This window comes from Amycolatopsis sp. NPDC051372 (assembly GCF_040682095.1).
GTDB lineage: Bacteria > Actinomycetota > Actinomycetes > Mycobacteriales > Pseudonocardiaceae > Amycolatopsis.
In genome coordinates this window covers 161,547-175,107 of the sequence record NZ_JBFBAF010000020.1, presented here as the reverse complement: position 1 = coordinate 175,107, position 13,561 = coordinate 161,547, and the positions used below count along the sequence as shown (strand labels likewise).

At 69.8% G+C, this 13,561-nt stretch carries 13 protein-coding genes; 8 read left to right on the top strand and 5 right to left on the bottom strand.

Translation table 11 applies throughout. The features are described 5' to 3' along the window. Nucleotide 1 precedes the first annotated feature (1 nt). The 4 genes from AB0M56_RS28855 (at nt 2) to AB0M56_RS28840 (ending at nt 3,563) form a co-directional block, all read left to right on the top strand. Nucleotides 2-367: a hypothetical protein gene (locus tag AB0M56_RS28855; RefSeq protein ID WP_364181359.1), complete on the top strand. Its 366-nt coding sequence runs from the start codon at nt 2-4 to the stop codon at nt 365-367. A gap of 38 nt (nt 368-405) precedes the next feature. Next, nucleotides 406-693 carry a hypothetical protein gene (locus tag AB0M56_RS28850; RefSeq protein ID WP_364181357.1) on the top strand — a complete coding sequence of 96 codons (288 nt, stop codon included), beginning with the start codon at nt 406-408 and terminating at the stop codon, nt 691-693. A gap of 61 nt (nt 694-754) precedes the next feature. Then, nucleotides 755-1,579: an isocitrate lyase/phosphoenolpyruvate mutase family protein gene (locus AB0M56_RS28845; protein WP_364181354.1), complete on the top strand. Its 825-nt coding sequence runs from the start codon at nt 755-757 to the stop codon at nt 1,577-1,579. A 919-nt stretch (nt 1,580-2,498) separates the two neighbouring features. Then, entirely contained in the window at nt 2,499-3,563 is a 1,065-nt protein-coding gene (locus tag AB0M56_RS28840) for an alpha/beta hydrolase (protein ID WP_364181351.1), read from the top strand. Nucleotides 3,564-3,569: 6 nt separating this feature from the next. Here the strand turns inward: AB0M56_RS28840 and AB0M56_RS28835 are convergent, their stop codons facing one another. Continuing rightward, the gene (locus tag AB0M56_RS28835) at nt 3,570-5,033 is read right to left on the bottom strand and encodes an AlkA N-terminal domain-containing protein (RefSeq protein WP_364181348.1); all 1,464 of its coding nucleotides are present in this window, start codon (nt 5,031-5,033) and stop codon (nt 3,570-3,572) included. 286 nt (nt 5,034-5,319) lie between these two features. Between AB0M56_RS28835 and AB0M56_RS28830 the strand changes: the two genes are divergently transcribed. From AB0M56_RS28830 to AB0M56_RS28820, 3 genes are all read left to right on the top strand, one after another. Next, on the top strand, nt 5,320-5,703 hold the full coding sequence (locus AB0M56_RS28830) for a peptidase inhibitor family I36 protein (RefSeq protein WP_364181346.1): 384 nt from the start codon (nt 5,320-5,322) through the stop codon (nt 5,701-5,703). A gap of 342 nt (nt 5,704-6,045) precedes the next feature. Beyond that, nucleotides 6,046-7,626 carry an alkaline phosphatase D family protein gene (locus AB0M56_RS28825; RefSeq protein ID WP_364181343.1) on the top strand — a complete coding sequence of 527 codons (1,581 nt, stop codon included), beginning with the start codon at nt 6,046-6,048 and terminating at the stop codon, nt 7,624-7,626. A 13-nt stretch (nt 7,627-7,639) separates the two neighbouring features. Next, nucleotides 7,640-8,482, top strand: coding sequence for a hypothetical protein (locus tag AB0M56_RS28820; RefSeq protein WP_364181341.1), 843 nt, complete (start codon nt 7,640-7,642; stop codon nt 8,480-8,482). Nucleotides 8,483-8,680: 198 nt separating this feature from the next. Here the strand turns inward: AB0M56_RS28820 and AB0M56_RS28815 are convergent, their stop codons facing one another. The 3 genes from AB0M56_RS28815 to AB0M56_RS28805 all read right to left on the bottom strand — a co-directional run bounded on the left by AB0M56_RS28815 (nt 8,681) and on the right by AB0M56_RS28805 (nt 10,965). Continuing rightward, entirely contained in the window at nt 8,681-9,022 is a 342-nt protein-coding gene (locus AB0M56_RS28815) for a hypothetical protein (RefSeq protein ID WP_364181338.1), read from the bottom strand. A 387-nt stretch (nt 9,023-9,409) separates the two neighbouring features. Further along, a complete protein-coding gene (locus AB0M56_RS28810; RefSeq protein ID WP_364181335.1) occupies nt 9,410-9,817 on the bottom strand; it encodes a hypothetical protein in 408 nt (135 codons plus the stop codon). 50 nt (nt 9,818-9,867) lie between these two features. Beyond that, nucleotides 9,868-10,965 carry a VanZ family protein gene (locus AB0M56_RS28805; RefSeq protein ID WP_364181332.1) on the bottom strand — a complete coding sequence of 366 codons (1,098 nt, stop codon included), beginning with the start codon at nt 10,963-10,965 and terminating at the stop codon, nt 9,868-9,870. Between the two features lie 121 nt (nt 10,966-11,086). Here AB0M56_RS28805 and AB0M56_RS28800 point away from each other — a divergent pair, with 121 nt between their 5' ends. Then, a complete protein-coding gene (locus tag AB0M56_RS28800; RefSeq protein ID WP_364061123.1) occupies nt 11,087-11,503 on the top strand; it encodes a DUF5709 domain-containing protein in 417 nt (138 codons plus the stop codon). A gap of 798 nt (nt 11,504-12,301) precedes the next feature. Here AB0M56_RS28800 and AB0M56_RS28795 read toward each other — a convergent pair. Beyond that, nucleotides 12,302-13,534, bottom strand: a complete 1,233-nt coding sequence (locus AB0M56_RS28795; RefSeq protein WP_364181329.1) for a DUF3800 domain-containing protein — start codon at nt 13,532-13,534, stop codon at nt 12,302-12,304. Nucleotides 13,535-13,561: the final 27 nt, after the last annotated feature.

Genomic DNA, 13,561 nt, shown 5'->3' with positions numbered 1-13,561 from the left:
GGTGGCGCTGCTCGACGACGTCCTCGACGCCCACGGCGGCCTCGACCGCTGGCGCCAGTTCACCTCGCTGACCGCGACGATCGTGACCGGCGGCGAGTTCTGGGCGATGAAAGGCCTTGTGCAGGACCCGAACCCGCGGCGGATGACGGTGTCGCTGGTGCGCGAGGAGGGCTCGTTGCACCCGTTCGGCGCGCCCGACCAGCGCACGCGCTTCGAGCCGGGGCTCATCGCGATCGAGAAGCTGGACGGCACTGTAGTTGCTTCGCGCGACAACCCGCGCGAGTCGTTCGCGGGGCACGGACTGACACGCCGTGGGACCCGCTGCACCGCGCGTACTTCAACGGGTACGCGTTGTGGACGTGCCTGACAACACCGTTCCTTATGGCGGGTGAGGGGTTTTCGGTCGTGGAGTCCGCGCCGGTGGTCGTGGACGGTGAGCGCTGCCACGTGCTGGAGGCGACGTTCCCGGCCTCGGTGGCGAGCCACTCGCGGGTGCAGCGCTTCTTCTTCGGGCCGGACGGGCTGCTGCGCCGGCACGACTACAACGTCGACGTGGCGGGCGGTTTTCCCGGCGTGCAGTACGTGTACGACCACGCCGTGTTCTCGGGTCTGAGCTTCCCGACGCGGCGGCGCGCGTACCGGGAGGAGACGGTGATGGTGTCGATCGATCTGAGCGAGATCTCGTTGAGCTGAGTTTTTGTCGGTGCCCGCTGCTAGCGTCCTCCCTTGTTCGGATTCGACTGGGAGGAATCGCATGGATTCGTTGCAGGACAAGGCAAAGGCGTTCAGAGAGCTGCACGCCCAGCCGATGGTGGTGCTGCCGAACGCCTGGGACGCCGGCAGCGCGGCCGTCATCCAGCACGCCGGCGCGCAGGCGATCGCCACCACGAGCGGCGGCGTCTCGTGGGCGCTCGGTCGCAGTGACGGCCAGGGTTTGACGCGCTCTGAGATGACGGCCGCGGTGCGGCAGATCGTCCGGGCCGTCTCGGTGCCGGTGACCGCCGACATCGAAGGCGGCTACGGCCCCGATCCCGCGGACGTCGCCGCGACCGTCGAGGAGGTCATCGGCGCCGGCGCGGTCGGCGTCAACCTGGAGGACTCCCGGGCGGGCACGCTCTCGCTGTTCTCTCCGGAGGTGCAGGCCGCACGTCTGGCGGCAGGCCGTGCGGCCGCCGCGTCGGCCGGCTTGCCGGAGCTGTGGATCAACGCCCGGACGGACGTGTACCTCTTCGGCGTCGGCGAGCCGGAGGCCCGCTTCGACGACGTGATGGCGCGCGCCCACGCATACGCCGAGGCCGGCGTGGACAGCATCTTCGTGCCGGGCTTGGTGGACCTGGCGGTGCTTCGAGAATTGACGGCCGCTTCCCCTCTCCCGGTCGCCACCATGGCCGGGCCGGGCGCGCCCTCCGTGTCGGACTTCGCGGCCGCCGGCGTCCGCCGCGTCACCGTCGGCACGGCGCTGGCCCAGGGCGCCTACGCCGTGGCCCTCCGCGCGGCCCAGGAAATGCTCGGCGCGGGCACCTACGGCGAACTGGGCTCCGCGATGGATTTCGGTGCTCTGAACGGCTTGTTCAAGTGAGGGCCTTCGGCTGCGTGGAGGTGACTGCCATGTAACCCTCGCTCTGTCCCCACCGGCCTCAGCGCGGCTGGGGGCGATACTGCACCGCGTGGATCTTGGGGGACCGGACCGCGCGGATCATGCGGGTTCGGATCGCGCCGGTCACGCGAGACTGGACCGTGCGGGTTCGGATTGCACGGACCATGCGGAGCTGAGCGGCGCGGGCGACGTGGGTTCGCACCGCGTGGGTTCCGCGGAGCTGGGACGTGTGGACTGCGAGGGCCTGAGCCGCGAGGTTTGCCGGGGGGCTGGACCGCGCAGACCGCGTCGGTTTGGATCGCGTGGGTTGCGCGGGGCTGGGTCGCGCGGATGGTGTGGGTTCGGTCCGGGTGGATCACGAGGTGCCGGATCGCGCGGGCGACGTGGGTTCGGATCGCGTGGGGTTGCGCGGGACCGGACCGCGCGGATCGTGCGGGTTCGGATCGCGCCGGTCACGCGAGACTGGACCGTGCGGGTCCGGATTGCATGGACCATGCGGAGCTGAGCGGCGCGGGCGAGGTGGGTTCGGATCGTGTGGGTGCCGCGGGGCTGGGTCGCGCGGATGGTGTGGGTTCGATCCGCATGGACCACGAGGTGCCGGACCGCGCGGGCGACGTGGGTTCGGATCGTGTGGGTTCCGCGGGGCTGGGTCGTGTGGACTGTGGGGGCTTGAGCCGCGGGGATTCCTGGAGGCTGTATCGCGCGGACTCGTGGGTTCGGACCGTGTGGGTGCCGCGGGACTGGGTCGTGTGGACTGTGAGGGCCTGAGCCGCGGGGATTCCTGGAGGCTGGATCGCTCGGACCCGTGGGATCGGACCGTGTGGGTTCCGCGGAGCTGGGTCGTGTGGATTGTGAGGGCCTGAGCCGCGGGGATTCCCGAGGGCTGGATCGCGCGGACCATGTGAGTTCAATCCGCGTAGATCACGAGGTACCGGATCGTGCGGGTTCGGATCGCGCCGGTCACGCGAGACTGGATCGTGCGGGTTCGGATCGCATCGACCATGCGGAGCTGAGCGGCGCGGTTCACCCGGTGCCGATTCAAGCGGTTGATGCGAGGCTGACCGGCGTGGAGTATCCGGACGCGAACCAGATCGATCCCGCGAGACTGAATCCCACGGATCCCCCTGGGGACCTGATCCCGGCGGATGACGGCTGTCGCCTCTGGACGACTGTCATCGGCGGGGGCGAGCCGCTCATCCTGTGCCACGGCGGCCCGGGCCTGTGGGACATGTTCGGCGACCTCGCTGCCGTGCTGGCCACGCGCTTGCGCGTGATCCGCTGGGACCAGCGCGGGTGCGGCCGCTCGGAACGCCGCGGCCCGTACTCGCTCGCGCAGACGATCGCCGATCTGGACGCCGTCCGTCGCTACTTCGGGCTGGCCCGTGCCACCGTTCTGGGCCATTCCTGGGGAGCGACGCTGGCACTGCGCTACGCCCTGGACCACCCGGCCCACGTCGCCAAGCTGGTTTATGTGTCCGGAACCGGCCTCGGTCGCGCCTGGCATCCGTCGTATGAACACAACCTCGCCGGCCGCCTCGGCCCGGACCTTTCACGGCTCAGGGACCTGAACTCCCGCGCCCGGACCCCGGCCGAGGACCGAGAATTGGCTGTCCTGCAATGGTCTGCCGACTTCCCCGATCCCTCGACCGCCCTCACCCACGCCGAGCGGATGGCCACGCCCTGGTTTCCGATCAACTACGAGTGCAACGCCGCCATCAACACCGAGGAAAAACACCACTTCCCGACCGAATCCGAGCTCATCGCGGCCTGCCGCGCCCTGCCCACTCCCACTCTCATCGTCGACGGTGACCAGGACATCCGCCCCCGCTGGGCCGTGGACTCCCTGCACGCCGCCCTCCCGACGGCGACGCGCGTGACGCTGCCGGGCGTCGGCCACGTCCCCTGGCTCGAATCTCCCGGCGCCGTCGCCACGGCCCTCCTGGATTTCCTCGCCCCGCAGGCATAGGCACTCCTAGGCCGGCAGATAGTTGATCGGATGATCACCCGTCGCCCACAGGTACTGCACCGCGTAGGCCCGCCACGGTTGCCAAGCAGCTGCGTGCCGGGTCAGCGCCGTAGGCGGCGTCGGCAGATCCAGCGCCGCAGCGGCCAGTTTCACCCCCAAGTCCGTGGGCACGAACGCATCCGGATCGCCCAGCGCCCGCATCGCGATGGTCTCCACCGTCCACGGCCCGAATCCCGGTAGCGCCGACAGCTCGGCCCGGGCGCGATCCCAGTCCCCGCCCGGCGAAAGGTCGAGGTCGCCCGCGGCGAGGGCGGCGATGAGGCCCAACAGTGTCCGACGGCGAGACTGCGGCATCGCCAGCGACGAAGGATCCAGATCCGCAAGATCGGCCGGAGTGGGAAAGAGAAAACCCAGGCCGCCCTCACGGTCGTCGACGGGTGTGCCGTGGGCCGTGACCAAGCGGGCGGCGTGGGTGCGGGCGGCGGCGGTGGACACCTGCTGCCCCAGCACCGCCCGGATCGCGAACTCCTCCGGATCCGTCGTACGCGGCACCCGGCGCCCGGGGTTCTTCGCGACCAACGGGGCCAGCGCCGGATCCGAAGAGAGCTGGGCGTCGACCGCGATGGGATCCGCGTCGAGGTCCAGGAGGCGCCGGCAGCGGCTGATGGCGGCCGACAGGTCGCGCAGGTCGGTGAGGCTGAGGCGGCACGCGATGTGGTCGGGTGTCGGCGCCAGCGAGACGATGCCGTGGCCGTGCGGCAGGCGCAGGGTGCGCCGGTACGCGCCGTCGCGCCATTCCTCGACGCCCGGCACGGCGGTGGCCGCCAGGTGGCCGAAGAGGTTGTCCGGGCACAGCGGCGCGCGGAACGGCAGGCGCAACGACAGCGCCCCCGGTGACGACGGCGCGCCGGACGCCCCCGACCGCAGCTCGCTCGGCGTCAGGGCGAACACCTGGCGCACGGTGTCGTTGAACGTCCGGATGCTCGAGAACCCCGCGGCGTGCGCGATGTCGCCCATCGACATCTCGGTGGTTTCCACCAGCAGCCGCGCGGTTTCGGCGCGCTGAGCTCGCGCGAGAGCCAGCGGGCCGGCGCCCAGCTCGGCGTAAACCTGCCGCTCGACCTGCCGCACGCTGTACCCGAGCCGCGCCGCGAGCCCGCCCACGCCCTCGCGGTCGACCACCCCGTCGGCGATCAGCCGCATGGCGCGCGCGACCACGTCGGCGCGCTCGTTCCACAGCGGTGAACCCGGCGTGACGTCGGGCCGGCAGCGCTTGCACGCGCGGAACCCGGCCGCCTGCGCCGCCGCCGCGCTGCCGTAGAAGCGCATGTTCTCGACCTTCGGCGGCACGACCGGGCAGCTCGGGCGGCAGTAGATACCGGTGGTGACGACGGCGGTGAAGAACCACCCGTCGAACCGGGCGTCCTTCGACTGCACCGCGCGCACGCAGCGTTCGATGTCCTCGTACACGCCCGCCAGTCTGCCCGGCGGCACCGACAAAACCTGGCGGTAATGCGACACCACCCCACCGAGCGTCACGCTCGGCGAAGGCGACGGGTCACTTTTTCCCAATCACCGAAACACCATACCGGCTGGTCGGTGACGATCACCACTTCGGCGGTGTGCGCCGAACAGTGATCGCTATAGTTTTCGCGCTGGCGGGAATTCTGGGGAAGTTCGCCATACGCGTCTGGGGACGTTCCCGCCTGTTCGGATCCGGCCTGTTGGTCGGGTTTCTCAATCGAAAGGCGATTGAATGAAGAAGCACATTTCGCTGGTCCTCGGCGTACTCGTGGGCGCCGGCTCGATGCTCGCACTGGCCCCGCCCGCCGGTGCGGCCGGAACCTGCGCCTCCGGGCACTTCTGCCTGTTCGAGGACGACGACTACAAGGGCCAGCACATCGAGTTCGCCTACCGTGCGGGCGCGATCAACCTGTCCAAGACCAAGTGGGCGGGCGGCAACGGATTCGTCACCAACGGAGCCAGTTCGATGAAGAACAACACGAGCCACGTCGTGAAGCTCTACGACTCGAGCAACTGCAAGGGCGACCAGGGCTACGAGGCGAAGAAGAACTCGGTGGACACCGACTTCTCGAACAACGGCTTCGACAACAAGGCCAGCTGCGTGTTGTTCGTCTGATCTGACAGAACCAAAAATAGTGCCACCGGATAACAATTCCGGTGGCACTATTTGTCGTCTCCGATGGTCACTCAGCGCTACCCCTGACAACCTTCCCCAGACTTCAGCTCGAATTCACCGCCGTGATCGTTCACGGCGCGCCGACGGCCGGATAACGTGCCCAGAGCGGGACGAACCACGCACGAACCGTCCCGTCTTGATACGTTTCAACACCCGCTGCACCGGCGAGGAAGCGACTGGGGAAGCCGCCGACGGTGAGCACAACTCTCGTGCCGCACGCGTGCGGCCGTCCGCCCTCCCGCGGGCACGAGCGCCGCCGGGACCGCACTGGATCGGAGCGACGTGGAAAACCCGACGCGACGCAAGTTCCTCACCGTCACCGGAGCCGCCGCCGCGCTGGCGCTCGCCGGCACGCTGCCCGGCATCACCGCCTCCGGCGCCACCACCGTGGACACCGACCGCGTGCCCGGCTACCCGTTCACGCTCGGCATCGCCTCCGGCGACCCGCTGCCGGACGCGGTCGTGATCTGGACGCGCCTGGCTCCGAAGCCGCTCGAACCGTTCGGCGGCATGAACGACCGCCCGGTGTCGGTGCGCTGGGAGGTCGCCGAGGACGAGCGGTTCCGCCGCGTCGTACGCGCCGGCAACGCGCTCGCCCGGCGCGAGGAGTCGCACAGCGTGCACGTGGACGTGCGCGGGCTGCGGCCGTGGCGGCACTACTTCTACCGCTTCCACGTCGGCGGGCACACCAGCCCGGTCGGCCGCACTCGCACTTCCCCGACCGCGCATCAGTCGGTGCCCGCCGTCTCGCTGGCGTACGCGAGCTGCCAGGCCTGGTACGAGGGCTTCTACACCGCCTACCGCGACATGGCGGCGAAGGACCACGACGTCGTGTTCCACCTCGGCGATTACATCTACGAGTACGGCGTCGGCGCCGACGGCGGGCTGCGCAAGCAGGACATGGCCGTGGACTTCCAGCGCGAGACCACGACGCTCGACGACTACCGCGGCCGCTACGCCCTCTACAAAACCGACCCCGACCTGCAGGCCGCGCACGCCGCCGCGCCGTGGATCGTCACGATCGACGACCACGAGGTCGAGAACAACTGGGCCGGTGACATCTCCGAGAACAACGACCCCGTCGCGCAGTTCCTCGTGCGGCGCGCGAACGCGTTCCGCGCGTGGTGGGAGCACCAGCCCGTGCGCACGACGCAGCTGCCCAACGGCCCGGACATCCAGATGTACCGCCGGTTCCAATACGGCGACCTGATCCGCTTCAACGTGCTCGACACCCGCCAGTACCGCGACGACCAGGCCGCGGGCGACGGCACCAAAGCCCCGAACCCTGACTCGCTCGACCCGAACCGCACGATCACCGGTGCGGCGCAGGAGAAGTGGCTACTCGACGGCATGGCCCAGCACTCCGCGCGCTGGGAGGTGCTCGCGCACCAGACCGCGATCGCGCAGCTCGACACCGCCGCGGGCCCGCCCGTGCTCGTGCCGATGGACACGTGGGACGGCTACGTCGCCTCCCGCAAACGCATCCTCGGCGGCGCGCAGGACCGCAAGGTGCGCAACCTGGTGAGCATCGCCGGCGACCTGCACCGCAGCGTCGCTTCGGAGCTGCGACCGGACTACGCGGACCCGGGCTCGCCGGTGGTGGCGACGGAGTTCGTCGGCACGTCGATCACCTCGGGCCAGGACGGCATGGACCTCGACGCCGGCGGGAGGGTGATCCTCGACGAGAACCCTCACGTCAAGTTCGGCAACTTTCAGCGCGGCTACGTGCGCTGCGAGGTCACCCCGCGCGAGTGGACCGCCGACTACCGCGTGGTCGACAAGGTCTCCATCCGCGACGGCAAGGTCACCACGCGCGCCAAGCTCACCGTCGAAGACCGCGTCCCCGCCATCCACGTCCACTGACAGGAGTTCCCCCATGCAGCGACGTCACCTCGCGGTGGCCGCCGGCGCTGTCGTGTTCGGCGTGGCACTGGCGACCGCCGCCCAGAGCAGCCCGGCCACGTCCGCTCTGGCGCTGTCCGCCACCCCTGGGCAGATCCAAGTCGTCGGCCTGCCTTGCCTGCCGAGCGCCCTCACCGTCGGCATGACGAACAACGGAAGCGGCCCGATGTACGCGGACATGGAGCTTTCCGCACCTCGGCCTCTGGCTCTCGACCGGCGGGTCTTCTCGTCTTGGCTGCCGGTCGGCCAGCCGGTTTCGGTTCGGGTCGGCGTGACCGTGCCGCGTTCCGCCCGCCCCGGCCACTACACGCTGGGCTTGTCTTCCGACCGCGCTCGCTTGTCCGTCCCGGTCGACGTCCTTCCCTTACCTCCCAAGGGCCCCGGCGACAACCTCCTCCTCGGTGAACAAGCCACCCCGTCGTCAACCAACGGCAGCTTCTCTCCGTGCGGCGCCGTTGACGGAGACGCGGACGGCGACCACTGGTCCACCACCACGGGCTGGAACGACGGCACGAAGTCGGCCTTCCCGGACAACTACGCCGTGACCCTGCCCGCTCCTTCCGCGGTCGGCCGCGTCGTCACCGACACCCTGGACTCCACGAAATACCCGGCCGCGAAGTACGGCCTCCGCGACTTCGACGTCCAGGCCCACGTGGCCGGCGCCTGGGTGACGGTGGCCTCGGTGCGGGGCAACACTTCGGGGTCGGTGACGTCCACGTTCCCGGCGGTGCAGGCTGATGGGGTGCAGATCGTGGTGTTGGATTCGAATGATCATGCGTATTCGCGGATCGTGGAACTGGAGGCTTACTCCAGCTGACTGCTCCCACAGCTCTCCGGCTTGTCTGGACGGCGCACACCGTCGCGAGGCCTGTCGCACGGCGCCGAGACATTGATCTCGCTCGGCCCGGACTCGGCGAGACAGACGCGGGGCCCGATCTTGCGAACTCGACGGGACTTCTCGGCGAGCCCGAGAAGCTCTGCCGGATAAGCAAGGGCGATGATGCTGTGTCGGCGATTACAGCGCCCGGATCCGGCTCAACCGTGCGGCGGACACCGTCGCGAGGGCCATCACCGCCGCGCCGGTGATCAAGGTCGCGCGGAGACTCACCGCGCCGAGCAGCCCGCCGGCGAGGGCGCCCAGGGGTTGCGTGCCGTAGACGAGGAAACGCCACGTCGCGGTGGCGCGCGAGAGCAGTTCGGGTGCGATGAGGGTTTGACGGAGTGGCTGCTGATTCGCGCCGTAGAGCGAGGGCCCCGCGCCACGCAGCGCCTGGCCGGCAACGGTCCCGCCCGCGGCGCTGACCAGACCGGCGGCACTGGCGAGCGCAAATCCGGCCACGGACGACTGCACCCACATCGGCCGAACCACTTCGCGGTCTTGCGCTGTGTGCGGCTATTGCCGCCAAACCGCAACGGCCGAACGGGGGAATCTTACAATGTGCAGTCCCGTCCGCGACTCGCCAGACAAACCCCCGCCCTCCCAAGGGGGGCGTCCCCATCCCAGTCTATCGTTGCCAGACCTCAAAAATCGGTCGGCGTGGAATCTGTGGACAACTACGGCCACGGCGAGCGGCCTGTGGACAAGTGAGGGGGTGCCCTTGACGTGAGGTCTCGAAATCCCCCCGGGGCGGCTACGTCGCACAGGCTCGAACGACTCCCGCGCCGGAAACGCGCGACTGAGGGCTGAGCCTGCGACGGCTGTGAGATGGTGCTCAGCATCAGCGCCCGATTGGTGGGAAACACATCAGTGCGGCACCAGCCTCTGCGTGAATGATTGCGCGGCAACGGTTTCGAAGAGATTCGCGACCCGGCGAGGAACACGACAACCAGGAAGCTGCACCAAGGTCAGGACCCCGAATGCCGCCGCGACGGGAACCGAGGCGACGAGCACCAGTTGTGTGATGTCGGCCGTCACGAGGAGGTGCCGGTACGGCAGGCGGTCCACCCAGACGCCGGCGGGGAGACCGAACAGGAAGTGCGGCAGGAGGGCCGCGGCGCCGAGGGGTCCCATGTAGACGGACGAGGCATGCGGCGTCAGCACGGCCGCCAGTGGCAGCGCGACGGTGGTGACACTCGAGCCCAGCAGCGACACCGAATTTCCCAGGAAGAGCCGGCGGAAGTCGGCATGTCGTTGAAGGATGCGCCACGCCACGCGGGCGAGGTTACGCCGAATCGCGGTGGAGCCGTGTCACGCGGTCGAAGTCAGGCCGAAACCCGTTCCCGTTCCCTCTCACGCCGAGCATCCACAACCCGCAACCCCGACAACAACCCCGTCAGACCCCGATGCCCGCGGGTGAAGATCGCGAACAGGCCGCTCACCACGATCCACACGCCAGTGAACGTCGACGGTTGCGCGCTGGCCGTGGCGGCCCCCAGCGCGACGAAATAACCGCCCGACCCGAAGACGAACCGCACCACCATCTGCAGCACCGAGGGCTTCTCGTCAGCAGAGTTCACCACCGTCAGGAGCACCGCGCGCTGCCCGGGCGTCGCGCCGTTCCCCGCCAGTGGCACCACCAACAGCAGGACCAACGCGGGCAACCACTCGCCGAGCACCGCGTTGACAACGGGATTGCCAGGACCGCGAAGGCTGTCCGGGTCGCGCAGCAGCTGGACGGCGACGACGACGACGTTCAGCGCCACGCCCAGCAGCGTCACCGCGATGAGGTCCAGCAGCATGCCGAACAGGCGACGCCCGCTGCGGACGGGGCGCGGGGCCTTCGCGTCGAGGCGTTCGTGGGGGCGGCCGAGCACCGGGGCGGCCAGGGCGCCGACCGTGGCGCCGATGGTGTTGGAGAGGAGGTCGCCCGTGTCGAAGAGGCGGTAGGGGCACTCGACGAGGGACCAGACGCCCGTAAGCTGCGTGGTCTCGATGAAGAGCGACACGAGGAACCCGGTGGCGATCGCGAAGGCCGGGCCCTTTCGGTACAGGCGGCGCATGAACACGCCCCACGGCACGAACAGCGCGATGTTGAACAGGACCTGCCGCAGCGCCGGGTTGCTGAGCATTCCGGTGTGGAACTGCTTCATGTCCGAAAGGAACTGCAGCGGGTTCACGACGGGGTGGCGCAGCGACTCGTGGCTCGCGCAGAAGGCGGCGTCGACGACGGGCGTCGGTATGAGTGTGTACGTGATCAGCGCGCAGCAATAGACGAGGAACCCCAGCGCCGCGATCGCGCGCCCCGGGCCGAACTCGCCGCGGCGGCGGTAGCTGAGCACGGCGTAGGGCACCACCAGCACGAACGCCAGCCCGAACCCGGCGAACAGGGCCAGCAACGTCGGCCCGCTCCACTCTGTCACTGACCCCTCCACCTCCGTAGGCGCGCCCGAGGGTAGCGATCTTCGCCGGGACCCACCGGTCGAGGGACACTGGCAGCGGTGCGTAATCTGCACGCGGAGGGTACGGAGAGAGGAGCCGTTCGTGGACGACGACATCGAGGACAACGCCGACACCGGCGTGCTCGACCCCGAAGACACCCTCGAGGACGGCGATCCGTACGACGAGGGCTACTCGCCGCCCGAGAAGCCGCTGGCCGTGCGCGAGTGGGGCATGACCGCCGCGGAGGAGCTCGCCGGCGAAAGCTGGGAGGGCCGCCTCGCGCGGGAGCTGCCGGACCTGGCGTACGACGACGGCGACGACCTCGGCGACACCACCGACACCGACGGCGAGCTCCTCGACGACGAAGTCGGCGACGCGCGCGCGGGCCGCCTCGTCGCCCAAGACGCGGGCTTCGGCCCGGACACCGACGAAGAGCTCTACGCCTCCGACGCCGGCATCGACGGCGGCGCCGCGTCCGCCGAAGAGGCCGCGGTCCACATCGTCACGCCGCGCGACTGATCCGGGTGGCGGCTGGACCGGTCACGACGGGCTCAGATCGCTGATTGGTCTCGGCAGGTGGCCGGGGTGGCTTCGCGGCTGGTCTTGGCTGTTGCGAGCGGTCCCTCTGTGACGGACTCGGGTTGTTGGCTGGGTTAGGCGGGTGTCGGGAGGTTTCGCGGGCTGGTGTTGGCAGCCGCGAGCGGTTCCTTCGTGACGGGCTCGGGTTGCTGACTGGTCTCGGCAGGTGGTCGGGTGCCGCGGCTGGTCTTGGCTGTCGCGATCGGTCCGTTTGAGACGGACTCGGGTTGCTGGCCGGGTTAGGCGGGTGTCGGGAGGTTTCGCGGGCTGGTCTTGGCTGTCACGAACGGTCCCTTCGCGATGCGCTCGGGTTGCTGACTGGTCTCGGCAGGTGGTCGGGTGCCGCAGCTGGTCTTGGCTGTCACGAACGGGCCCTTCGCGGTGCGCTCGGGTTGCTGGCCGGGGCTAGGCGGGCGTCGGGGTCGCTTCGCGGGCCGGTCTTGGCAGCCGCGAGGGGTCCCTTGGCGACGGGCAGGGTGGCTGGCCGGTCTCGGCAGGTGGTCGGGGGCGATTTCGCGGGCTGGTCTTGGCCGTCGCGAGCAGACCCTTCGCGACGGGCTCGGGTCGGTGAGCGGAGTCCGAGCGGGCGTTGCGCAGGGACGTGACTTTGTGTAGTCGACGGCGTCGTGAAGGGACCGCTCGACCGGGCCGCCGAGACGGCAGCGGCGGGTGTTGTTCGCACACGGGTCGGCCGACTGATCTTCGCGAAGTGTCCGAAAGTCTCCACCGCGTTGCCCTTCACAGCGGGCCGGCCCAGATTGAGGTCGGGAGCAGGTAGGGGTGCAGCAGAGCGGTGAGCTCGGGGTCTCCGCGGTGGTGCAGGGCGTCTTCGGCCAGGCGGCGGGTGACGCCGGCCAGGAAGTCGGCGAGTTGGACGCGCGGGTCGGCGCGGGAGTCGACGAAGTGGATGTCGCGGGTGGGGCCGAGGAGGGTGGCGAGGCGCGCGGGGGTGAGTGAGGGCTGTTCGTCGTGGATGACGGTGGTGGGGTGCCAGTGGGTGACCGTGTCGACGAGGGCCGGCATCAGCGGGTCGAGTGGTGGTACCAGCGAGGGGTCTGCGCGCAGCTGCTCGCGTAGCGCGGTCAGGTGCTCGCGCGCCGGTGCTGGGTCGAATCGCGGGTGGACTGACTCGCGCTGCTGCGGCGGCCGGATCTGGGGGTGCGTGGGGTGGTTTGAGTCGCGCTGCTGCTGCGGGTCGATCGGCGGGTGGTTTGACTCGCGTTGCCGCTGGGGCTGGATGTGCGGGTGCTTGGGGTGGCTTGACTCGCGCTGCTCCCGCGACTCGACCCGCAGGTGCTCGGGGTGGCTTGACCCCCGCTGCGGCGCCTCGATCGACGGGTGGCTCGACCCCCGCTGCTCCCACCGCCCGATCCGCAAGTCCTCGAGATCGTGTGACCAACACTGCTTCGCCGGCGAAGAGGCAGCTGGCAGGTGAGCGCTGCACTGCGGCACCCGGGCAAGCGAACTCAACACGTCATGCTGGGCGAAGAACTCCGAAGGCGCCAGCCCGGGGCCGCGCCGCTGTGAGGTTCGCAGCAGGGCGGTGAACGACTGCAGGAACTCACTCCACCGCGGCCCGAAAAGCCGCGGGCCGTCGTGGTGCAGCGCCAGCGCCCGGGAGTCCGGCCGGCGCGCGAGGCAGCCGGGGTAAGGCACCCGGTCGACGAGGAGGTCCACCACCTTCCCGGTGACGAACAACGCCTTGTCCACCAGCACGACCCCGGCCCGCCCCGCAAGTGGCCCGGACGGTCCGAGCAGCCACACCAGCGCCGCCCGGTTCTTGGCCCGCAGCAGGTGGTTCGCCTTGTACTCCAGCGCCGGTGACCCGATTCGTTCGCGAAGCTCCCCGACGCAGTCCGCGGCGGCCTCAACGCCCACCTGCACGCCGGCGTGCGCGAAGACGTCCGTGTTCGCCCCGATGAGGTTCACACCCTCGGAACCGGACTCGTCGCACGCAATCGTCCCGGACACCACGAAGATCCTGCCAGGCCCGAGTCG

Bases quoted from the DNA above. Each gene is read 5' to 3' on its own strand.
- AB0M56_RS28845 (WP_364181354.1), top strand. From the start codon at position 755: ATGGATTCGTTGCAGGACAAGGCAAAGGCGTTCAGAGAGCTGCACGCC.
- AB0M56_RS28830 (WP_364181346.1), top strand. From the start codon at position 5,320: ATGAAGAAGCACATTTCGCTGGTCCTCGGCGTACTCGTGGGCGCCGGC.
- AB0M56_RS28820 (WP_364181341.1), top strand. From the start codon at position 7,640: ATGCAGCGACGTCACCTCGCGGTGGCCGCCGGCGCTGTCGTGTTCGGC.
- AB0M56_RS28815 (WP_364181338.1), bottom strand. From the start codon at position 9,022: ATGTGGGTGCAGTCGTCCGTGGCCGGATTTGCGCTCGCCAGTGCCGCC.